At 56.5% G+C, this 19,055-nt stretch carries 22 protein-coding genes and 1 pseudogene; 12 read left to right on the top strand and 11 right to left on the bottom strand.

Annotated features, from left to right (window positions below):
* The first annotated feature begins 17 nt into the window (after window positions 1–17).
* From ACN19L_RS24620 to ACN19L_RS24570, 11 genes are all read left to right on the top strand, one after another.
* The gene (locus ACN19L_RS24620) at window positions 18–335 is read left to right on the top strand and encodes a hypothetical protein (protein WP_426493626.1); all 318 of its coding nucleotides are present in this window, start codon (window positions 18–20) and stop codon (window positions 333–335) included.
* Complete coding sequence (locus ACN19L_RS24615) at window positions 313–1,839, top strand: GmrSD restriction endonuclease domain-containing protein (RefSeq protein ID WP_426491468.1); 1,527 nt, start codon at window positions 313–315, stop codon at window positions 1,837–1,839. Before ACN19L_RS24620 ends, ACN19L_RS24615 begins: the two co-directional genes overlap by 23 nt.
* 290 nt (window positions 1,840–2,129) lie before the next feature.
* Entirely contained in the window at window positions 2,130–2,993 is an 864-nt protein-coding gene (locus tag ACN19L_RS24610; protein ID WP_426491467.1) for an Abi family protein, read from the top strand.
* Between the two features lie 63 nt (window positions 2,994–3,056).
* Window positions 3,057–3,452 carry a hypothetical protein gene (locus tag ACN19L_RS24605; protein WP_426491434.1) on the top strand — a complete coding sequence of 132 codons (396 nt, stop codon included), beginning with the start codon at window positions 3,057–3,059 and terminating at the stop codon, window positions 3,450–3,452.
* A gap of 150 nt (window positions 3,453–3,602) precedes the next feature.
* Window positions 3,603–4,142: a hypothetical protein gene (locus ACN19L_RS24600; protein WP_426491433.1), complete on the top strand. Its 540-nt coding sequence runs from the start codon at window positions 3,603–3,605 to the stop codon at window positions 4,140–4,142.
* Window positions 4,143–4,862: 720 nt separating this feature from the next.
* The gene (locus ACN19L_RS24595) at window positions 4,863–5,990 is read left to right on the top strand and encodes a replication initiation protein (RefSeq protein WP_426491432.1); all 1,128 of its coding nucleotides are present in this window, start codon (window positions 4,863–4,865) and stop codon (window positions 5,988–5,990) included.
* Window positions 5,991–6,088: 98 nt separating this feature from the next.
* Window positions 6,089–6,952, top strand: a complete 864-nt coding sequence (locus ACN19L_RS24590; RefSeq protein WP_426491431.1) for a hypothetical protein — start codon at window positions 6,089–6,091, stop codon at window positions 6,950–6,952.
* A gap of 84 nt (window positions 6,953–7,036) precedes the next feature.
* On the top strand, window positions 7,037–7,594 hold the full coding sequence (locus ACN19L_RS24585) for a hypothetical protein (RefSeq protein ID WP_426491466.1): 558 nt from the start codon (window positions 7,037–7,039) through the stop codon (window positions 7,592–7,594).
* Window positions 7,595–7,620: 26 nt separating this feature from the next.
* A complete protein-coding gene (locus ACN19L_RS24580) occupies window positions 7,621–7,866 on the top strand; it encodes a hypothetical protein (protein ID WP_426491465.1) in 246 nt (81 codons plus the stop codon).
* Between the two features lie 613 nt (window positions 7,867–8,479).
* Window positions 8,480–9,496: a hypothetical protein gene (locus ACN19L_RS24575; RefSeq protein WP_426491429.1), complete on the top strand. Its 1,017-nt coding sequence runs from the start codon at window positions 8,480–8,482 to the stop codon at window positions 9,494–9,496.
* Complete coding sequence (locus tag ACN19L_RS24570) at window positions 9,484–10,326, top strand: agmatine deiminase family protein (RefSeq protein WP_426491428.1); 843 nt, start codon at window positions 9,484–9,486, stop codon at window positions 10,324–10,326. Before ACN19L_RS24575 ends, ACN19L_RS24570 begins: the two co-directional genes overlap by 13 nt.
* A gap of 30 nt (window positions 10,327–10,356) precedes the next feature.
* Here the strand turns inward: ACN19L_RS24570 and ACN19L_RS24565 are convergent, their stop codons facing one another.
* Both ACN19L_RS24565 and ACN19L_RS24560 read right to left on the bottom strand, forming a co-directional pair.
* Window positions 10,357–10,671 carry a hypothetical protein gene (locus ACN19L_RS24565; RefSeq protein WP_426491427.1) on the bottom strand — a complete coding sequence of 105 codons (315 nt, stop codon included), beginning with the start codon at window positions 10,669–10,671 and terminating at the stop codon, window positions 10,357–10,359.
* A gap of 192 nt (window positions 10,672–10,863) precedes the next feature.
* Window positions 10,864–11,208 carry a hypothetical protein gene (locus ACN19L_RS24560; RefSeq protein WP_426491426.1) on the bottom strand — a complete coding sequence of 115 codons (345 nt, stop codon included), beginning with the start codon at window positions 11,206–11,208 and terminating at the stop codon, window positions 10,864–10,866.
* A gap of 175 nt (window positions 11,209–11,383) precedes the next feature.
* On the opposite strand from ACN19L_RS24560, the gene ACN19L_RS24555 reads away from it, so the two are divergent.
* The gene (locus ACN19L_RS24555) at window positions 11,384–11,671 is read left to right on the top strand and encodes a hypothetical protein (protein ID WP_426491464.1); all 288 of its coding nucleotides are present in this window, start codon (window positions 11,384–11,386) and stop codon (window positions 11,669–11,671) included.
* A gap of 57 nt (window positions 11,672–11,728) precedes the next feature.
* Here the strand turns inward: ACN19L_RS24555 and ACN19L_RS24550 are convergent, their stop codons facing one another.
* The 9 genes and pseudogenes from ACN19L_RS24550 to ACN19L_RS24510 all read right to left on the bottom strand — a co-directional run bounded on the left by ACN19L_RS24550 (window position 11,729) and on the right by ACN19L_RS24510 (window position 19,054).
* Window positions 11,729–12,004, bottom strand: a complete 276-nt coding sequence (locus ACN19L_RS24550; protein ID WP_426491424.1) for a hypothetical protein — start codon at window positions 12,002–12,004, stop codon at window positions 11,729–11,731.
* A gap of 115 nt (window positions 12,005–12,119) precedes the next feature.
* Window positions 12,120–13,151, bottom strand: coding sequence for a hypothetical protein (locus tag ACN19L_RS24545; RefSeq protein ID WP_426491423.1), 1,032 nt, complete (start codon window positions 13,149–13,151; stop codon window positions 12,120–12,122).
* Window positions 13,152–13,674: 523 nt separating this feature from the next.
* On the bottom strand, window positions 13,675–13,890 hold the full coding sequence (locus tag ACN19L_RS24540) for a hypothetical protein (protein ID WP_426491422.1): 216 nt from the start codon (window positions 13,888–13,890) through the stop codon (window positions 13,675–13,677).
* 18 nt (window positions 13,891–13,908) lie between these two features.
* Window positions 13,909–15,318, bottom strand: a complete 1,410-nt coding sequence (locus tag ACN19L_RS24535) for a Fic/DOC family protein (RefSeq protein WP_426491421.1) — start codon at window positions 15,316–15,318, stop codon at window positions 13,909–13,911.
* Window positions 15,318–15,587, bottom strand: a complete 270-nt coding sequence (locus tag ACN19L_RS24530; protein WP_426491420.1) for an antitoxin VbhA family protein — start codon at window positions 15,585–15,587, stop codon at window positions 15,318–15,320. Before ACN19L_RS24530 ends, ACN19L_RS24535 begins: the two co-directional genes overlap by 1 nt.
* A 70-nt stretch (window positions 15,588–15,657) precedes the next feature.
* Window positions 15,658–17,184, bottom strand: coding sequence for a TraM recognition domain-containing protein (locus tag ACN19L_RS24525; RefSeq protein ID WP_426491463.1), 1,527 nt, complete (start codon window positions 17,182–17,184; stop codon window positions 15,658–15,660).
* Window positions 17,102–17,683 (bottom strand): hypothetical protein, encoded by a 582-nt coding sequence (locus ACN19L_RS24520; protein WP_426491462.1) that lies wholly within the window; start codon window positions 17,681–17,683, stop codon window positions 17,102–17,104. The genes ACN19L_RS24525 and ACN19L_RS24520 overlap by 83 nt, the downstream gene beginning before the upstream one ends.
* Entirely contained in the window at window positions 17,674–17,982 is a 309-nt protein-coding gene (locus tag ACN19L_RS24515; RefSeq protein WP_426491461.1) for a hypothetical protein, read from the bottom strand. Before ACN19L_RS24515 ends, ACN19L_RS24520 begins: the two co-directional genes overlap by 10 nt.
* Window positions 17,983–18,035: 53 nt before the next feature.
* Window positions 18,036–19,054 (bottom strand): annotated as a pseudogene (locus ACN19L_RS24510) (DUF5712 family protein).
* Window position 19,055 lies beyond the last annotated feature (1 nt).

Raw genomic sequence — 19,055 nt, 5'->3', positions numbered from 1 at the left:
CGACGCTGACGCTGTTATTGGCAGCGCTGGCGGAACTGGTGCAGCAGTACCCTGACGTGCTGGAAAGCACCTCGGCCACCAAGCTGAAAAACTACTATCTGTTCAATGCCGAAGAAGAGGGTGCGCTTCGCTACAAGCTCATGCTCACCCGGGGTGATAAGCAGTCCTTAATTGACGTGCTGGAAGGGCATCCCAAACCACCCGTCGAGGTGGCCAGCAACGTGCGGCGCAACTACGAATACTTCCGCAAGCACCTGACCCTGAAAATGCCCGGACGGTATATGCGGCCTGCAGCGGCTATTTATCGTGGATGTGGCGCTGGAGCGCGGCGTTGACAACCCGCAGATGATATTCGAGAGCATGAACTCGACGGGGCTGGCGCTTTCGCAGGCCGACCTGATTCGAAACTACGTACTCATGGGCCAGGAGCCTAAAACGCAGGCTCGGCTCTACGAGCACTATTGGTTCCCGATGGAACAGCTGTTTGGGGAGCACTACGCGAACTACTTCGACTGGTTTGTCCGGGATTATCTGACGCTCAAAACCGGGCATATTCCCCGCATCGACGGGGTGTATGCCAGCTATAAAACCTTCCTGAAAGACACGAAAGTGCCCGCGGTGGTGGAAGAGCGGCTACGCGACCTGCACCGCTACGCCGGGTATTACGTGCGCATCGTGCTGCCCGAAGCCAATCACGAAGCGGACGTGCGGCTGCGCAGAGCGCACCAGGATTTGTTGGAGCTGCGGGCCGATACCGCTACCCCGTTTCTGCTGGAAGTATACGCGGACTACGAAGACGGGCATCTGACGGCCGAGGAGCACGAGCAGGTGGTTCGCCTGATTGAGGCCTATGTGTTCCGGCGCGTCGTGTGCGGCATTCCCACCAATAGCCTGAACAAAACCTTCGCGGCCTTGGGGCGGCTGGTTCGCAAGCCACAGTACCTGGAAAGCCTGTATGCGGCCTTTCAGCTAAAAGACAGCTACCGTCGCTTTCCCACGGACGCGGAGTTTAAGCGCGAGTTTCAGGACCGGGATTTATACAACCTGCGGCTCCGCAACTACATCCTTGACCGGCTGGAAAACTTCGGGCGCAAAGAGCGGGTGCTGGTCGATGAATACACCATCGAGCATATTCTGCCCCAGAACGAAAACCTATCCAAAGCCTGGCGGGATGAATTGGGACCGGAGTGGCGTCGGATACAAGAGGAACGTCTGCACACCATCGGCAACCTCACGCTGACGGGCTATAACTCCCGGTTGAGCGACAAGCCGTTTGCTTTCAAGAAAACAGTGGAGGGAGGCTTTGCCGACAGCCCCATCCGCCTGAATGCCGGCGTAGCCAAGGAAGCCCAGTGGACGGAGGACGCCATCAAGCGGCGCGGGCAGACCCTGGCCACGAAGGCCCTGAAAATCTGGGTGGCCCCGGCATTAACCGACGCGCAGTTAACCCCCTACCGTGAACCGGAGGCCGCTGCCGATGGGGAGTACAAATTGGAGCAGTTTAACTTTCTGACCGGCGAGATGGGCGATTTATTTCATGCCTTTCAGAAGCGAGTGCTCAACCTGGATGCCACGGTTAAGCAGGAGGTAAAGAAGCTGTACATCGCCTTCAAGCTGGACACCAACTTTGTGGACGTCATACCGCAGAAAAGCCGGCTACGCCTTTCGCTGAACTTACCCTTTGAAGAAATTCGGGACCCTCGCAACCTCTGCAAGGATGTGCGGGGCCTGGGCCGCTGGGGCAATGGGGAGGCAGAAGTCGGCCTCGCCTCGCCCGCCGACCTGGACGATGCCATGCATTTAGTCCGGCAAGCCTACGAATGGCAACTGGAGAACTGAGTGCCGGAGCCAGCAGTTCGTTCGTATTGACTTTTCTTTCCGAAAGCCGTATCTTTGCCCTACAAAAAAGTATCCGCCACATCGGCTTTGCCGGTGCTGTTTGGTTGGTACCGTAAAATTCTTCGGTCACAAGTTTCGGCTTGCTGTTTGACCGGAAGCCCACCCCGCTGAGGGTGGGTTTTTTTTTGCCTGCCGTTCTGCCCTATGCCGCCCCGTCCCATCCGCCACTTCACCAAGCCAGCTATTGATTTTACCCAGCAGCTGCAGAAGCTGCAGGCTAGGGCTTGGTGGTGGCAGACGAGCCGCGAGCCCTGCGTTACCTGGCCAACATCAGCTATTACCGACTCAGTGGCTACTGGGGCAGCTTTCTGGTGCCGGGTACTAGCCAGTTTCAGCCCGGCACTACTTTCGACGACATTCTGCACCGTTATCAGTTCGACAAGCAGCTGCGCCTACTCTGCCTGGAAGCCATTGAGAGGCTGGAAATATCGTTTCGCACCCAAATCATTTACCACATCACCCGCTATACCGGCGACAACAACTGGTACGAGCAGGCCCGCTTCTTCAAGCGCGGCACCCCGGCGGAACAGGCGGCTTCCTCCAAACTCCTTTCCACTATTCGGGGGGAGTTGGACCGTGCTAAAAGCAAAACATTTATCGCCGATTACTACCACTTCTACGACCAGCCGCGTAACCCGCCCGCCTGGATGGTGCTGGAACTGCTCTCCTTCGGCACACTCTATAACCTGTTTACCCAGTTTGTGGACACCACGCCCAAGCTGGCCATTGCCAACCATTTCAACCTAGCGTTACGGGTGTTTGACTCCTGGATGCAAAGCATCAACGATGTCCGCAACAAGTGCGCGCACCACGACCGGCTCTGGGACATTTCCATGAAGCCCATGCTCTCCAATCAGCGGGGCCACGCCGGCTACTGGCTTACGGAACACAATGTCACGGCCATCAACACCAAAATTTATTACACCCTCTCCATCTTCAACTTCCTGATGGTGAAGGTCAGCCAGACCTCCAGCTTTGGACGGCGCGTGGTAGCGCTACTGCGCGAATACGACCTCATTACGCCGGGCCTACACCGGCAACACATGGGTTTTCCGGCCGGCTGGGACCAGGAGATTATGTGGCTGGAGCCATAGATACCGGCAATATTAGCGTTGTTTCCCCTCTGTACCATCATTTTTAGTTCTGCCCCAGACCGTATGACGTTTGATGATGATTCCGCCGCACGTTTTGAAGCCGATTTTCCCTCGTTCGACGCTTCGTTTGCCGTGACGTATGAAGACGCACTACGCCTGGTGCGGGGGTATCTGCGCGCTTACGAGCCGGCGGCCCTGCCGGAGCTACTGAACCGCTGCGCGGACCTGGGCGTGGCAGTTGATGCGCAGCAGCTGGACTGGGTATACTATGGCCCCCTTGTTAAGCAGGAGCCCAAGCTGATTCAAAGCCTACTGGATGTCTTCGGCTACCAAGCTACCTTGTTGGGCTTTGATGTCGGGCCGACACGGGGTAAGATGCGCTACATGCTCTTCCTGAAGACAAAGGGTCGTCTGGCTCGCTTTCAACAGGAACTGGCAGACTTTGATGCGGAAGTATAGAAGCGGCTGTTCTTCCAATTGGGCGGATTTACACGCTAAGCATTGCGTTGGCTCGCGCACGGGCCACTAGAGTTGGAGCAGAATTTCCCGTTAAGGAGCAGTACAGCTTCTCCGTATTTTTGAGCTTCCTCCTTCCTATCGTTCCTGCGCATGGACCAGCTCCGCATGATAGAATACCAGCCGCGCTACTGGCGCGTGGTGTATCCGGCAGTCGTGCTGGAGCACGAAGCGTTATTCCAGCAGGGTAAAGCGCTGCACACCTCTGCGCCGCAAGAGGCGGAGCGAATCTACCGGCGTATTATGGCCGCCTGCGGGGAACTGCACCTAGACGCGGTTTCGCATTTGGGAATGCTGCTCAATAACCGAACGCCCGGCTTGGGCCTTACCTATCTCATGCAGGCCTTTATGCAGGCCCGGCTACTGTTTCCCAAAGCCTTTGAGGAAGGCCGGGACGTATTGCTTTATGAGTCCACTGGTAATGGCTTCGTGCTAACGGCCTATTATGCCATGGGTGTCGAGTTGCAGAAAGCGAAGCGGTGGGCCGAGGCGCTGGCCCTATTTGAATTTCTAGTGCTTATCAATCCAAAGGACAACCACGGGGCAGGAAGGTGGATTGCGGGCCTGAAAGAGCGACTAGCTACCATGGGGGGCAATCCGGACCCAGCGGCAATTTCGCTGGTTAGACCTTAGCCTGTGGCAATCGACTCCGGAAAATTATGGAATCAGGTGGTGCTCCTGATGGCCTTATCGGTCAGCTTTTGGACTACATATCTAACCAAGGCCAAATCTGCGCTGTGTGGCGTCTTCGACCAGTGAAGCAGGTGCAGTTCAGTCCTTAATGGCTGCATCTCTCCTACGCGCTGTATCCTGGGTGGAACGGGCTGTTCGTTGTGTAGGCAGTGCCACGCTTTATCGGAATTAGCCGGCTTGGGGCAAGTCAAAGGAATGGCACGTAGGCGTAAGATGAGCAGTATACGCTTTATAAAAATAATAGTATTAAATAGTAAAAAAGTGCAATCCCATTTTTTGGCTTTTATGCTCTTTTTTACTGTTTTGTTTGTCTGCTTTTCGGGGTTCTGACGGGTTTTATACCATCCCTAAAAGCTTCCTTCTCGGGGAAACTACATAGTTGGAATTTTTACTGATTGTCTTTTAAAAAAGACAAGGTAGTTCACTATAAGGAGTAGGAAGCATTAAAAGGAGTTTTACCCCTACTGGCTGAACTGAATAAAAGGAGCTTTACCCCCACTCATTTCTCGATTAAAAGGAGTTTTACCCCTACCCTGGAAATGATTAAAAGGAGTTTTACCCCTACCTATTAGGAGTTGATAATTTCTTACTCCTTTTATTTCGTGTTACTTTGTCACTCTCTATCCCCAACTGTCCTTCTGCATTTGGAATCTAGCCGCTATGAGTAACAAGAAAGTGACCACCGCCTCGCTACCCCTGGGGCTGGTCTACGAGCCGCAGCACAAGGAGCTGGTGAAGCAGCATTGGAACGTAACCTTCTCCCGGCAGCGGAAGATGAGCGTGCTGGCGAAGCGTATTATGGCACGGGTGCTCGACCAAATCCGGGATGATGACTTTGAGCTGCGGCCCTTCTACCAGATGCGCGTCAGCGACGTGGTAGTGGACGCCGGCGTGAAGGCCGAAACCGTCTATAAAGAGGTGGAGGGTGCTATTCTGGAACTGCTGGCGGTTATCTGGACATTCAAGAGCCCGGACTCGTCGGAGTGGCGGGCCCGCCACCTGCTCGATACCAGTAAGGATGAGACGGCCGGGTATAAAAACGGTATTATATCTATACCGCTGAATCCGGCGCTATCCGACTACTTCATCAACGTAGCCCATTATACCAGCTACCAGCTCTCGCACTATATGCGGCTGAAAAGCTGGTACTCCATGCGGTTCTTCGAGATACTATCTGCGTTCAAGGATACCGGCTTCTGGGAAGTTACCATTGAGGAATACCGGACGCTGATGGATTGCGGCCCGGTGCTGGACAAGCGCCAGCAGCCCAAAAAAGACAAGTCCGGCAAGGTGCTCATGAAGTACCCGCTGGTGAAAGACCTGGTGCACTACACCACTAAAGAGCCGCTGGAGGAGCTGGCCGAAAGCGACGTGGCCTTTACCATGCAGCCTGTCTACGAAGCTGAGCGGGCCACCCGGGGCCGGCCCCGGATTGTGCGGCTACGCTTTGAGTTAAATCAGAAGCAGCAAACCAAGATTCCGGCCTCCTGGCTGGCCGACCCGGTCACGGCCTCACTCATCGAGCGACTCCGCGCCTGGAAGGTCACTGACCGCAACATCGCGCTTCATGCCCCTACCCTGGGCCGCGACGGGGTAAAGAAGATTCTGCGGGAGTGGGACCTGAAAGCTATTCATCCAACGGACCGCATCAACAGCAAGGAAAAGTATTGCAACACGGCTATTTCGCGGGCGGCGAAGCAGTTACTGGCCGAGCAGAAAGCCGAAGCGCTGCAGGTTCGCAAGGACCTGCAGCTTGGCCTGTTCGCGACGGCAGCCGACAAAACGTAACTAGCGTTTGAGGTTTACCTTACATGCTCGTAGGGGGAGGCCACAAAAAAAAGAGAATCCATATCTTCACTGACCTTTAACCTTCAAAACACAAGCTTGTGTCGACCACTGAAATCCTCAAGGAAGCATATACGCTCATCGACAATAAAATTAGCCAAAGTACATTTATCGACATAAGTGAAACGATTATTGACTCTTTGATAAAAAAATTTGGCAAAGGCACCGTTAGCAGATACGCTGGCAGCGATGACACCAGTGAAATAAACAATGTGTTAACCCATGTCATAGAAGTAGGGAGCCTGAAGGCAATGAAGGACGCAGGGTTGATAATTAATACTAACACTTTGACGGATAGATGCATTGCGACTGCTTTCATTATGAATCATTCGCTTGCCCAAGTTTTAAAACAAAAGGGTGCTTTTAATTATAGCCGCGATGGCTATTTTACATTCGATGGTGTTCAGATTCTAGCTGGGAGAATCCATGAACTTTGTGGCATTCATCTTAGCTATAACAATCTGCCTCAACATGTGAAGAATGACACATTTACAGTAGACGAATTATTCACATTCTATTTAGGAGATTATTATGTTAAAAAGAATATTCCCCCATTCTCTATTGTTTGCAAACCTTCTGTAGAAACTATTAACTATGGTTCCATCGCTTCTGAGAAAAATCTTGCAGACGCTATGAAGTCATGGGAAAATTGCTTGTTTGATATAAGCAACAGTCAACTAAGAGTTTCGCATAATGGTGAGATAATATTTGAAAGCCCTCTTGAGCTGATTGAAGCTGACGAAATTTATGAAACGTTTTTAGGCAATATCAACTCGTTTCAGAAATTTAGATTCCTCAAATCCGGTAATACAGCATCGCTCATCATGAATGCTGTGCATAAGAAGCATCAGTTTACCATAGCAAGCGTACTACCGCACGGCTTTGCAATAACCTATACGTACTAAAACATGTCACATGCACTAAGTACAGAGTACATAATGCACATAAGCTCGTATTTCAAGAACAATAACTCTCTTTATCCTCCAGGCATGGTTGCAATAAACCTCGAACTACTTAGCGAGGTGTCACTGCCAGGTTCTGACCTGCCTTATAATTCTATAACCAATAGGTATGTTCATTGGGAGTTAATGAATACTCCAAAGCAATCATCCAGTGTTTTTGAGCTTGCAGACACAATGATGATATATTTTTGGAATTACTGGACCATGCCAGTTGAATTTTGCTCAAGCTATTATGGAGGAGATTGGTATTACGACGGCAAGAACCTTAATTTCGTAAAAATTGATTTTGAGAAACAATGGAGAATTCTTCATGTTATTTCTCAACTGTCAACCGCAAGATGCTCACCGCATGGCCCTTATTTGTTAAAGATTTCTAATATGCTTTACAAAGAAGATGCGAAAATTGCAGTAGCAATGCTAATGCTTGGGATAGAATTTGATATTATCATTGACTTCCTTGGTAGAGATATCATAAAACAAGCCCTTAACAGCATTCGAGATAAAAGGCAATATATCAGAAATAATAAATATAAAGCAAATTATGATACTGTTATCAGTTTTATTCTTGAAAAGAAAAATCTTTAGACAATATATACTTACTTGAAAGACTAATGACTTTTTTCAATGTTTACAGTGATGCATTTAAGTTTTTAAGAATTTTACAGTTAGATACAAAGGGAGTAGGCAAGACCTTTGGAGAGCTTGACAACATTGCGGATTACAACAAATACTTGACTTTAGAAAGTATATTTTCAATTAGTAAACATAAAGAAGAAATGTCTGCTTGGTATCAGCGTAGAGAGTTGAGTTTGGGACCAAGAAAATACTATGCGTATACATATCATGAGAAGAAGTGAGTTATAAAATATCCAATTACAAGGCTTAAGCAGCACCGTGAGCTTTAGAGCATAGGCGGTCCACGCGGCTAGCCAACAGTATTGCATCTGCTTCGCTTTGGCTCAAGTCAATAGCCCTTAAATAACATGAGTCCTGACCCCTATAAGCAGAGCTTAACCGATGCCGCTGCCAGGCTGATATATATTCGGGAGCTACTATTCGACGCCACTTTTCAGGTCGCCATCACCAATGAATTGAGAGACTGGTCGGATACCGTAGAGGAGGAGAGGTACACTCCATCTCGAAAGAGCTATTGGAAAGCTGCAGCGACACGAATGTTCAACTGCTGACTAAGCTGCTTACCAGCGTGGAGAGGACCTGCGACTCACTCCTTAATCTCAATAGCCTGGAGTTAGAAGAAGACCCTGACTAAGGATGCGCTAGCAGTCCTCTGAGAGTTGGCGCAAGCAAAATCGGCAGTATAAATCATTGCTATTGCAGCAATTATAAATTTTATAATTGCTACTAAAACAACTACTTAGCTCATTTTTAAAATGCTCGTAATTCGCTAGGAGCGGATGTATTCGCGGTGTAATGTTGTGGCATCTATTACCAATCAGCCCAGTATTACGCATGCTCTCTTCCCATCAAATCGAGACTTTAAAAGCCGGCAAAGCGGCCCAGCTACCGGCCAGCCGTGTCATCACCGAGGCGGCATTGCCTTCATCGACCTATACCTACTTTCTGTATGACGAGTGCTGGCTCACGGACCAGGCCTCGCTGCCCGAGCTGCTTGAAGGCCTGCGCGTAGCGGGGTCACCTGAGCTGGGAGGATTCATCTGTCACTACTATCATACTGCACTGGCGGGGCGGCTGCCGCAAACCCGCTACCTCATCGAGCAGAAAGTACCTTTTGCCGCTGAGTTCAGCGAATACCTGTTGGCCGCCGACCGCCGCAACTACAGCCGGCCGAAGGAATGGCTTCAGTACCTGACGCAGCAGATTCACGAGGCGCAGCCCGAAGACATCGACTACTTCTTCACGGAGATAGCCGCCACGCTTCAGCATCGCTTGGTGGTGCGGACAGAAACCAAAATCTTCCGCATCACGGAGCTTGAGTTTTACTATCACAGCCGAAACCACCCCGACCCCTACGTACACAGAGACGCGGAACAGCTAAAGCCTTTGCACTGGTATTTCAACAAGGCTACCAGCCTAGACCTTACGTTTGGCGACCGGGACAGCAACAGCTTTGGTGGCATTCTGCTGCGGGGGCTTCAATTGCTGAGCACTGCCCCTACCGACGAGGTAACGCCCTCCTACCCCTACATCATGGGCCCGCAGCTCCTGACCAGAGCGCTGGTAGCCAGCTGGGGCAGCGCGCTGAACGGCGCGACGTACCTTTCCCTGGAAGAGAGTTCTACCCCGACGGAAGCACCGCCCACAGCCTGGCGCACGGCCCGCGTAGGGCTAACCTTTCGGCCTGATGAGGAAGACACAGCGCTTCCCTACGTGACGCGGCCTTACCGCTTCCTGGCCGACGAAGGCTACTTATCCCGCCTCAAGAACAAGGAAAGCATCTGCAAGCAGCAGCGCATGGATGCTGATACGGTTCGCCGCATCCTGGGCTATAAGCCATGCTGGCTATGATTGCGGCCAGCCCGGTTGCCCGCTTCTACCTGGCCGACACCCTCACCCAGCGGCACCCCGCTACCGCGACGGCCCTTACTGATGCGCTGCTTAAAAGTGGGGCGACAGTCGCTACCCTGCCCGGAACCCGGGATATCTGGGCCCGGGATTTTATGCCCGTGCCTACCGCCCGCGGACGCCTGATGCAGTTTCGCTATTTCCCGGACTACTTGCGCCCTAAGCGGTGGCATACGACCATCACCGACGGCGCTGCAGTAGCAAACCGGCTGGGCCTACCGCTCCAGCGGAGCCCGCTCATAGTCGACGGCGGCAACGTGGTCAGCCGGTTCGGCCGGGTACTTATGTCGGACAAAGTGCTACGCGAGAATCCCATGGTGCCCCGCTCCCGGCTGCTGCGCATGCTGGCTGATGCCTTGGAAGTAGACCGGATTGACTTGGTACCGGCTCACCCCGACGACTTCACCGGCCATGCTGACGGGTTGGTGCAGCTGCTCGATGAGCGAACGGCCCTGGTAAATGACTACCGCCGGCATGAGCCCGTCATCTGGCAACGCCTGCTAAAGGCCCTGCGACGCGCTGGCTTCGACTGTGTACCCTTGCCCTACAATCCCTACCAGAATACCGATTACACATCGGCAGTGGGCGAGTATATCAACTATCTGAGTGTGGGGAAGACACTAATTATTCCCGTCTACCACCAAGCAGAGGATGAGCTAGTCCTGCGCCGCCTGCACGAACTCTACCCCGACTTTGAAATAATTCCGCTCGATGGCAGAGCGGTGGCCAAGCAAGGGGGCGTGTTTCACTGCGTGACGTGGAATACGGATTGAGAAAGCCCTAGCCCTTTAGCTGCGAAGGCGCTAGCTTTTGGCAGGCAATACGCCCCCGGCCTTCAACTCATCCCGGGTGTAGTTTATTGGTCCTGTGGTTGGTTTTGCCGGGCGCGTATGCGGGGGGAGCGTATCGTCTTCTTTGGTGGCCAGGAAATAGAATACCTGCGGCTCGTGGTACGTGTAAGGCTTAATTCGCCCTGCACGGATACCGTTCTCTATCCCATTCAGATAGTTTTTCAGGCGAGTAGCTTGGTCCTCAGTCAACTCAAATGAGTTGGGATAGACAGCTTGGTTGAGTTTCTGTAGCGTGAGTACCGGGTCCACGTTAGATAAAACGTGCACGATGCTATAGATTCTCTGCATTTCACTGTTACCCGCCCGAAAGCAGTAGTATCGGTCACGGCTAAGCAGGTTTTCCTTGGCCGGCCTGGAGTGGATAAGCTGCTTTTCGATTAAATGCGCCGTTTCACTGGCGGGAAGTGTAATCACGGATGGCTCGTAGCTGGGCATAGCTTGTTTCTGCGACTGGCTGAATCAGGATTTTGAAGCCTTTTTGGACGGCTTTTTCTTAGCTGCAGCAGATTGGGATGGCTCCTCGCTTGCATCCTCACTTGGCTCCGCCGGCCGGTTCTGATACTCGTCGCGAATGAGGTCGATAAGCTGCTGCTCGGGCACTCTTAGCAGCGCAGCCAGCGCCAGCAGTTCCTTTATGGTCAGGGTTTCGGGCTCCTTGATGCGGCGCTGGGCCGTGCGGTGGTTGATATCCAAGCCCTCCGTGAGCTGCATAATCTTGGTACCGGTCTGCCGCAGCAGTTCGGCGAGGGTGCTGGCCGTGACGGTGGCAGCCTGCGCCTGGATGGAGATGAGGTGACGTGTCATGGGCAAGGCTACTTTCTGCTGGTAAGGGGAGCAAAGGATTTTTAATGGCGCGGAATGAGCGTTGGGGCGGCTCGCCGGCCCGCACCTGGGCTAGCAACTCTTCTACCTGCTCCAGTTCGAGTAGCTCGCGCATAGGGCCGATAAAGGTGAACCCTCCGAATATGCTCTCGTCGCCGTGCACGAATCGCAGCAGATAGTAGCGGTCGTCATACGGCGCAGCGTATCGCACCAGCATTACCAGCGCCGGCGGAGCAATGGCGTACTGCTCACAGAGCTTACCGGCCAGGTCCACAACGCCCAACGCAATACGGTCCCAGAAGAACTGGGGCAGGTCAAGGGCGATGGCCCACCCGTGGGCCGGGTGAACCAGTACCTCACACCGGGCGGACTGGGCCTGGTCATCAAAGAAGTAGAATGGTTCGGCTTGTTGAATACCGGGGATGCGAAGCAGGCTTTCCAATAGTAGAGGGTCAGGAATGGTAATTCAGGTACTAGGTTCGGCTTACGTACAGGCGCGTTGTTAGTGGCAGCAGCGCGGGAAACTTGAACGGCTGCCCCGCGACGCTTCTTCACGGAGCAGCATCGCATCCTCCCACCGCTCGCTTTCCACTAGCGCCAGCACAGCCCACCGGCAGACCTGCCGGGCATCCGACGCGGCGGCCATCAGCTGGCCCGCCTTCTGCCGGCGCTCAATAGAAAAGGCCGGGTGGTTGAGAACGAGTGCCAGCCAGGCCCGGGCTTTTTCCAGTGGTAGCGGGTCAGCCGTAAAGTGGTCGATAGGAACGGAAACAGCCATAGCTATTCTATGCACAATGTACGAAGTATAATTGCACTTACTGCGAAGCCAGTGGGAAGCGGCCTATTTGCAAAACATCCCGGTCGGCCACTGGCCAACCGGGATGCTGCGGGCATTACCTCATCATCTCAGACCGCATGAGCAGGACCGGACCGGCCACCACATCCACGGGGGAGTACTGGTCAAGCGGATAGGTTTCGTACCACAGGGCCGTGGCCAGCGGGTTGATGGGGCGCTCCTTGAATTTGCCCTCGTCGTCGAAGACCAGAATCCAGTCCTGGTAAGCTCCGTGCTGGGGATGATGCACGTCGATGTAGTCGCATCCCAAAGCCGCATACAGCTGCGCCAGCTTGAACGTCCGGCCCTTCACGGGTCGCACCTCCTGGATACTGCCGTCGACTCCCAACAGCATGGCCGCCCCCTCGGCCGGGAGCATGGCGCGATACTGGCGGGCGAAGTAGTCGCCCAGGGCCTTCACGCTGGCCAGCCGCTGCCCGTCCGCGAGTTGAAAAGGGCCATGCTCGTAGGCATGGGTTAGAAACCTCTTGCCGGTGGTACCGCACAGCGCCACGATGCGCGATTGGTCAGGCTGCCCCACCTGCACCTGCACAAACAGGCGCGGCGGCAAGGGCTTCCAGAACGGCTGCCCCTGTTCGTCACCGGCCAATATCTGGCTGCTGTGCAGGCTGAACAGCAACGGCTCAGCCGCCACGGCTGCCGCCGGTGGTGTGGGCTCGTCGTCCACCCCAAACAGCAATGCCTCCGCCACTGCCCCGGAACCATCCTTGAGCTGGTAGTGCCAAGCTCCCTGCACAAAGTCGCGGGCCGCTACCGTCAGCGGCTGCTCTACCCCAAAAAGGCGCACGGTCTGCCCGGGATTAAAGCGCGCCGGTGCGGTTCCGGCCGGTACAGGGTGAGTTAGGCCTTTCACCCAGCGTAGGCCCTGTGGGCCACGAAACCGCACCTGCTGGCCCGCCGCCACCGAAGCCGCCTCGGCCCTGTCGTCAGTGCGGTTAAGGTAGCCGCTCAACTCTACGCGGCAATAGGCTGCTGCCTCAGCAATGGTAGCGAACAGCGCCGCCGGGAAGCTGTCCCCGTACTGGCGGAGAACTTCAAATTGATAGCTGGCAAGATGGGGGTTTTTCATGCTTTAAAGGGCGTTTAGAGTGGTTATTGATTCTAAATGGTCAACATTCGCCCTTTGCCCTTAGTTGCATTTTATACAATTTTTATTAGCACTTTATGCTAATATTTCTTGTCTTGTGGTGTATCTGATTGCCATGCAAAAACTCAAAAGCCTTTTCGGCCGCGTGACCGAAAAGGCTTTTGGTAGCTCTGTGCTACAGGAAGGGCTTCTACCGCGCTAAGACGTGGCTGGGGCTAAGATGCTGATGAGCCGCTCAATGGGGATTCCGGGAGTGAAGGGGTGCGTGTTACCCCACGCGTGGGCTTTGATACGGCGCACGTCTTCGTCAGAGAGGCCCACATGGCCAAGCTCGGTTTGCCCCCTGAATACATGGCAATGATTGCCGAACATATTCAGGGTGAAAGTAACGGGAACGTGTTCGTCTAGTAGGTGCAGAAGCGGGTAGTATGCGGTTGACATGGCAACAGAGTGAAGAGGTACACCTAGAATTTACAACATAAATGTCATACTTCCTCTGCTTCCCTTAGTTCTCCTGACCTTTCGGCTTGGTCGGCGTCCAGTCCATCCACTTCCGCTCGGTTTGGCAGTGGGTGCATTGCATCAGCAACTCCGTTCCTACGAGGTAAACTTCCAGCACTTCCAAGTGGGCGTGCAGCGTATCCTCTCCGCACGTCACGCAAGCCAGTAGCTCGGTGCCGGCCAGCTGCTCTTCCAGAAAGTGTAGTTCGTCGTCCTGCATAGCAGCAAGGTACGAGGCTTACCGTTCGATGCCACCGCTGCTGCGACCAATGCCGGAACTGCCGCGCTCCTGTGGCGGGACAGTGGTCAGTACCTGGGCGGAGCTGCGCAAGTCTTCCAGATGCTTGCTGGTGCCCAGCCCCGGCAGCTTCTCGGCCGCGTCGAGCGACCGGCGGAAGCTCTCCGCGTTGGGGCCGACAATTACCGGGTTACGAGCCACGTCCTTCGCCACCTCGCGCAGGCCGGCCCCAGCGGCAGCCTGGCCGTGGGCTTCCAGCGCCTTGGCCACCTCGCGGGCGGCAGTAGCAAACACGGGCTGGGCCTCGGCGTGTGTCTTGGGGGCGGCAAGCACCGGCTGGCCGCTACTCCTTGCCGCCGAAGCCGCAGGCTGCCGCTGTGCTGGCGGCGCTACCAACTCTTTGCCTTCGGCAAGCTGCAGCACCTGCACCGAAGCGGCTTTCAGGCGCTGGGCGTCGGCCAGGTCGAGCGGGGTATCCTTCATGGCCGGGTGCTTGAGAATCTTATCCGCCGCCTGCTGAAACTCGGTGATGCTTTTGCCCTGGATAGCCTTGGAGTCCAGGTTCACGGCCTCCACCTGCTGCCCCAGCCGGATGCCCTGCTCCCGGTTGCCGGGTCCGGGCATGTTGGCCACTACGCTGGCCACGCGGTAGCCGGTCACCTCCAACTCACGCCGGGCATCCATTGCCTTCATGGCCGGGCTCAGCTCCGGGGTGGGCGTCACGGCCTGGCGGGGGTCGCGCAGCTCCTCCCCTATCGCCCCCGGGGTTGGGGTAATAATTTTCTGAAACATCTCTTTCAGCGGCTGCAGATTCTTCGCCGCCTCGGCGGGCGGGTACTGCCGCACGATGGCCAGGTCGCGGCTGCGGTTTAGAATCTCCGGGCTGGCCCGGTTAAAGTCCACGTCGTAGCCGGCTTCCTTGCCCAGCTGGGTGAAGGTGGCCTGGATGGTGCGGCCGTTGCCGTCCCGGAAAGCGTGGGCATGGTTGTACTGGTCGAGGTAGTAGGCGGCCCGCTCGGCAAACTTCTCGTCCGAGAGGCCTTTCAGGTTGTTCTCGCGGTTAAGCTGCGCCCCGATAGCATCCAGCCGCTCAGGTATTTCCTTGTGGGGCGCGTAAGTCATGGTTTCGCGGAAGCCAGTGACGCGGGTATCCTTATGGCCCTGAAACCCGCGGTCGGCCCGGGTCTCGCCGGCCCACTGGTACACGCCGCTGAATAGCCGCTCGTGCACCTGCTTCAGGTGGGCCTGGTCGTACTTCCCGCCCTGAATGCCGCCCTGCGTGTTGAGCAGCTTCAGGCGGGGAATGGAGGAATCAGACTCGGCCTGCGCCAAATCCTCCTTGTTGGTAATTCCGAGCTTGTTCAGCCGCACGCCGTTCTCGTCGCTGAACCGGTCATTGAGCACCGCCATTACTGCGCCGGGCTGGTGGGCGTGCCGGCTCCGGGCTTGGCCGCGTAGCGGGCCCTGAGCATCTCGTCGGTTAGCTCAATCACCTGCTCAATGGTCAGCTCGCCGTCGACGTGGCGCTGCATCAGGGCCAGAGCCTCCGGGCTGGGCGCGGGGCCGTTGCTCATCATCGTGGCAATGGCGTTGTTGCTGTCGTGCTCGCGCTGCTGGCGGGCGGCTAGCTCTTCGGCAATGAGGCCGGCCGGGGCGGGCGCAAAAAAGGTCTTGCTCATGGCTTTTCGGAAATAGAAGGTGGTACTAGTAGAACGCTAAAACGGCCCTATTTGTCACTTTTAAGCGGTTTTATGCCTCTGTTTTTGTCCCTACTGCTAAGGTGTTTACATGCTTGGCCAAGGTTTCTTTCACCTCCTGGCGCACCCGCAGAAAGTTCTCCTGCACCGTGCGCGAAAGGGCGCTGGCCGGGTCTTCCCCCGGGCCGCCGAAGCTCACCATCTGGTGCAGGGGAAACCGCTCGGGCGTAACGTCGGCCCGGGCAATGGTGCCCTGGAAAAAGGTGCTGCCGGTTTCCACTGTCTGGCCGATAAACTCGCCCTGCTGCAGGCCGATGGTATCCTGCACCCGCACCAGGCTGCGCTCCTGGTAGCTCGTGCTCTGGTTAGTGGAGTTGTTGCGCGCCCCGCTGCCCTGGCTGGTGCCGGTGCTTGTGCTTACCATCTGCTTGTCCTCGCGGCCCACCAGCTCAGAAATGAACTTGGCCGTTTCCAGCGAGTTCACCTTGCCGAAAAACTGGTTGTTGAGGTTGCTCACCATCACCTGCATTTTCTCCTTGCCGTAGGCGTCCGTCATCTGGCTCAGGTCCTGGGTCATGTACACCATCGCCACCTTGTTGCTGCGGGCCGTGGCCGGAATCACCTCCAGCCCCGGCACGTAGAGCGTCGCGGCCTCATCGAGAAACACGTAGCTGCGGTGCTTATTCTGCTGATTCATTAGCTTGAGCGCCACGGTAATCACGCAGCTGACCACCGGCGAAAACGTATCCTTCAGCGTCGGGTCGTTGCCGATGCACAGCAGCTTGGGCCGCTGCTTGTCGTTCAGGTCGAGCGAAAAGCCCTCGCCGTTTGCCTCGTCCGGGGTCAGCACCCACACCACCTCGGGGCTGTTTATCTTGGTCAGGTTCACCTGCAGCGTGCCCAGCACCGCGCCCACCTGCTTGTCGGCGCGGGTCTGCACCGCCGAGATAAGGCTTCGGGCCTGGTCGCCGCACTCCAAATCAGTTTCCAGCATACTCAGGACGTGGGTGTAGTCCTTGTACATGGCCGTGGCCACCACGTGCGGAATGGTGCAGTACTGCGGGTAATGCTTCTTGTAAAACCAGATGATACCGGTCAGATACGCCACGGAGCTGGTATCGAAGAACTCCATCTTGCGGATGCTCGACGGGTTCAGGTTGTTGATGATGGCCTTGCTGTACTCCTCGGCGAAGGCCACCACTGGCATATCCGCCGGTCGCAGCGGGTTTACCCGCTCGCTGCGCGTCAGGTCCCGGAAGTTGATGATGTGCAGCTGCACGGGCGGCTCCGCCGCCGGCTGCGGCTCGGCCTTGCTGAACAGACCTGTCAGCCTGGTCTGCAGCCGGCCCTGGAAGCTGGCCGCGTAGCTGGTGGCTTGCTGCTGCTCGCGCTCCTTGCGGCGCTCGGCCAGTACCAGGGCTTTCTGCATCGCCTCGGCCAGCACCGGAAACTTGAAGTCGTACACCAGCCCGGCGAAGTTCTGGTAGGCAAACTGTTCAATCAGCGGCTCTCCTATCGAGTAGGTCTTGCCCGCGCCCGCGCCGCCCAGCACCAGCGTGCCCCGGTACGGGTTGGCCACGGTAATCCAGCCCCCGTCCGCCGTGGGGAAGTGCGGCATCCGGGCTTTTCACCTTTCGGCGCTCGGTGCTCAGCCCGAAAGCCGGCTTTTTAGTCATGGCCCACAGCAGCCCCACTACTCCCCCACTGCCCAGCACGGCCACGGCGGCTCCCGGATAGCCAAACTCGATAAAGCCCGGTGAGTAGCGGTGCATGTTCAGCAGGGTATAGCCCGCTGCCAGGAACAAGGCCCCGCACAGGCCCGCCACGACGCGCAGGGCCTGCCGGTTGATGACGTTGCGCCTGCCCTGCCCGGGCTTCGCCTGCGGGGCTTTCTGCACGAATACGAGTACCAGCCCGGCCAGCAGCAGCAGCGCCCGCAGGTACACCCCAGCCGCTCCGTAGAAGCGGGCAGCTTTTACCAGCAGCTTGCTGCCCATACCGCTGCCGGCTTTGGCCAGCGCGTCGGTCCCGCCTTTGGTCTTAGTAAGCGCTTGGTCGGTGGAGTGCGTTATGGCCACCGCGCCGCTAGCTGCCCCTCCCCTACCACCGGGCGGGCAGCGGCTTCGGCCTTGGCAATGCGTGCCTGGCGCTGCCGCTCGGCAATGCGCGCCGTGGTAGCCGCCAGCCGCTCTTTGGGCGTCAGGCTGTCCGCTGGTATGCCGGCCGCCTGAATGAACTGCGCCCGGCGGGCCTCGGCAATTTCGGGGCCGTGCAGGAGCACGTAGTAGTCGCCGCCGATAATGGCCAGCAGCAGCAGGACAACAAAGAGGCCCGCGCCCTGGGTACCGGCCGCCGGCCGGGGTGCTTGACTGGTCATAGGCTTGAAAGCTGATTTAGGTGGGTAGGATGATGACGGGGCGAGTGGGCACGCTACATTTCAATATCCAGCTCCGCGCTGTTGCGCCCCCTTTTCTCGCTGAGGTGCTCGGTCTTTTCCTCGCGGCCCGTGTTGGAGCGCACCGCCTGCTGCACGGCGTGGAGCATGGTACTGGCCGCGTGCTGCGGTGCCGGCTGCTCGCGGCCCGTGCTCAGCAGATGATAGGCGTTATCAATGGGCTGGCCCTGCTGCGCCCGCCGCTCGACGGTAGCCAGGGAGCGGTAAAACGTCTTGTCGTACTCGCGGCCCTGGGCAATCTGCTGGACCCGCTGCGGGTCCAGTCGCTCTTCCTTCAGCACGCGCAGGTTGAGGGCGGCCACCCGCTCCCCAATCCTGACTGCCCGGCCGGCATCCCGGCTACCATCGCGCTGCTTGGGTCGTAGCTTTTCGTGCGCCTGGGCCGTGTAGCCAAACTGCTTTTCAAACTGCCGCCCGGCCGCCGCCTGCCACTGCATCAGGTCGAAGCGGCTGCGGCGTCCGCCGGGGTTGAGCGTGATTCTCTGCTGCGCGTCGCGGGCACTCACGATGACGTGAATATGCGTCTGCAGGCCCGGCCGCTGCTCGCCCATCTTGGCCTGACCAATACTCACCTCCGGGTCGGTGCCCCGGTAGCTGCGCTGCTGGTGCAGCGTGGCTCCCCACACCAGGTCCTGGCTGCCTAGCTCCCGTCCATCCTTCAGCTTGAAGTTGGCGGCGTACTGCGCCATCACCTGCCGGGTATAGTTTTTCAGCTTGGCCTCGTCGTTGCCAATATGCGTCAACTCAGCCTCGCTGGGGCTAATCACCAGGAATAGAATTTGGCCTCGCCGGCCCGCAGTCCCTTCACGTTAGAATCGATATTCTGCCCCACCTCGGCCGCGCTGAGGTCGTCGCGTTTAGCCCCGAAAAACGTGGCTTCCTCTCCATCGCGTCCGGCTTCCTGCTTCAGATAATTGAGCGTTTGCGCGCTGCTTCCGCTGTTGCTGTAAGCCGCTTTTCCGTGCGTCGCGGGGTTGATTAGCTTGATATACATC

The sequence above is a fragment of the Hymenobacter sp. 102 genome, from assembly GCF_049949205.1.
GTDB lineage: Bacteria > Bacteroidota > Bacteroidia > Cytophagales > Hymenobacteraceae > Hymenobacter.
This window is presented reverse-complemented; position numbering and strand designations above follow the sequence as displayed.

What these genes read in the sequence shown, in the direction of transcription:
- ACN19L_RS24605 (WP_426491434.1), top strand. Translation starts at nt 3,057, where the DNA reads ATGACGTTTGATGATGATTCCGCCGCACGTTTTGAAGCCGATTTTCCC.
- ACN19L_RS24600 (WP_426491433.1), top strand. Translation starts at nt 3,603, where the DNA reads ATGGACCAGCTCCGCATGATAGAATACCAGCCGCGCTACTGGCGCGTG.
- ACN19L_RS24595 (WP_426491432.1), top strand. Translation starts at nt 4,863, where the DNA reads ATGAGTAACAAGAAAGTGACCACCGCCTCGCTACCCCTGGGGCTGGTC.
- ACN19L_RS24585 (WP_426491466.1), top strand. Translation starts at nt 7,037, where the DNA reads ATGGTTGCAATAAACCTCGAACTACTTAGCGAGGTGTCACTGCCAGGT.
- ACN19L_RS24580 (WP_426491465.1), top strand. Translation starts at nt 7,621, where the DNA reads ATGACTTTTTTCAATGTTTACAGTGATGCATTTAAGTTTTTAAGAATT.
- ACN19L_RS24575 (WP_426491429.1), top strand. Translation starts at nt 8,480, where the DNA reads ATGCTCTCTTCCCATCAAATCGAGACTTTAAAAGCCGGCAAAGCGGCC.
- ACN19L_RS24570 (WP_426491428.1), top strand. Translation starts at nt 9,484, where the DNA reads ATGCTGGCTATGATTGCGGCCAGCCCGGTTGCCCGCTTCTACCTGGCC.
- ACN19L_RS24560 (WP_426491426.1), bottom strand. Translation starts at nt 11,208, where the DNA reads ATGACACGTCACCTCATCTCCATCCAGGCGCAGGCTGCCACCGTCACG.
- ACN19L_RS24550 (WP_426491424.1), bottom strand. Translation starts at nt 12,004, where the DNA reads ATGGCTGTTTCCGTTCCTATCGACCACTTTACGGCTGACCCGCTACCA.
- ACN19L_RS24545 (WP_426491423.1), bottom strand. Translation starts at nt 13,151, where the DNA reads ATGAAAAACCCCCATCTTGCCAGCTATCAATTTGAAGTTCTCCGCCAG.
- ACN19L_RS24540 (WP_426491422.1), bottom strand. Translation starts at nt 13,890, where the DNA reads ATGCAGGACGACGAACTACACTTTCTGGAAGAGCAGCTGGCCGGCACC.
- ACN19L_RS24535 (WP_426491421.1), bottom strand. Translation starts at nt 15,318, where the DNA reads ATGGCGGTGCTCAATGACCGGTTCAGCGACGAGAACGGCGTGCGGCTG.
- ACN19L_RS24530 (WP_426491420.1), bottom strand. Translation starts at nt 15,587, where the DNA reads ATGAGCAAGACCTTTTTTGCGCCCGCCCCGGCCGGCCTCATTGCCGAA.
- ACN19L_RS24515 (WP_426491461.1), bottom strand. Translation starts at nt 17,982, where the DNA reads ATGACCAGTCAAGCACCCCGGCCGGCGGCCGGTACCCAGGGCGCGGGC.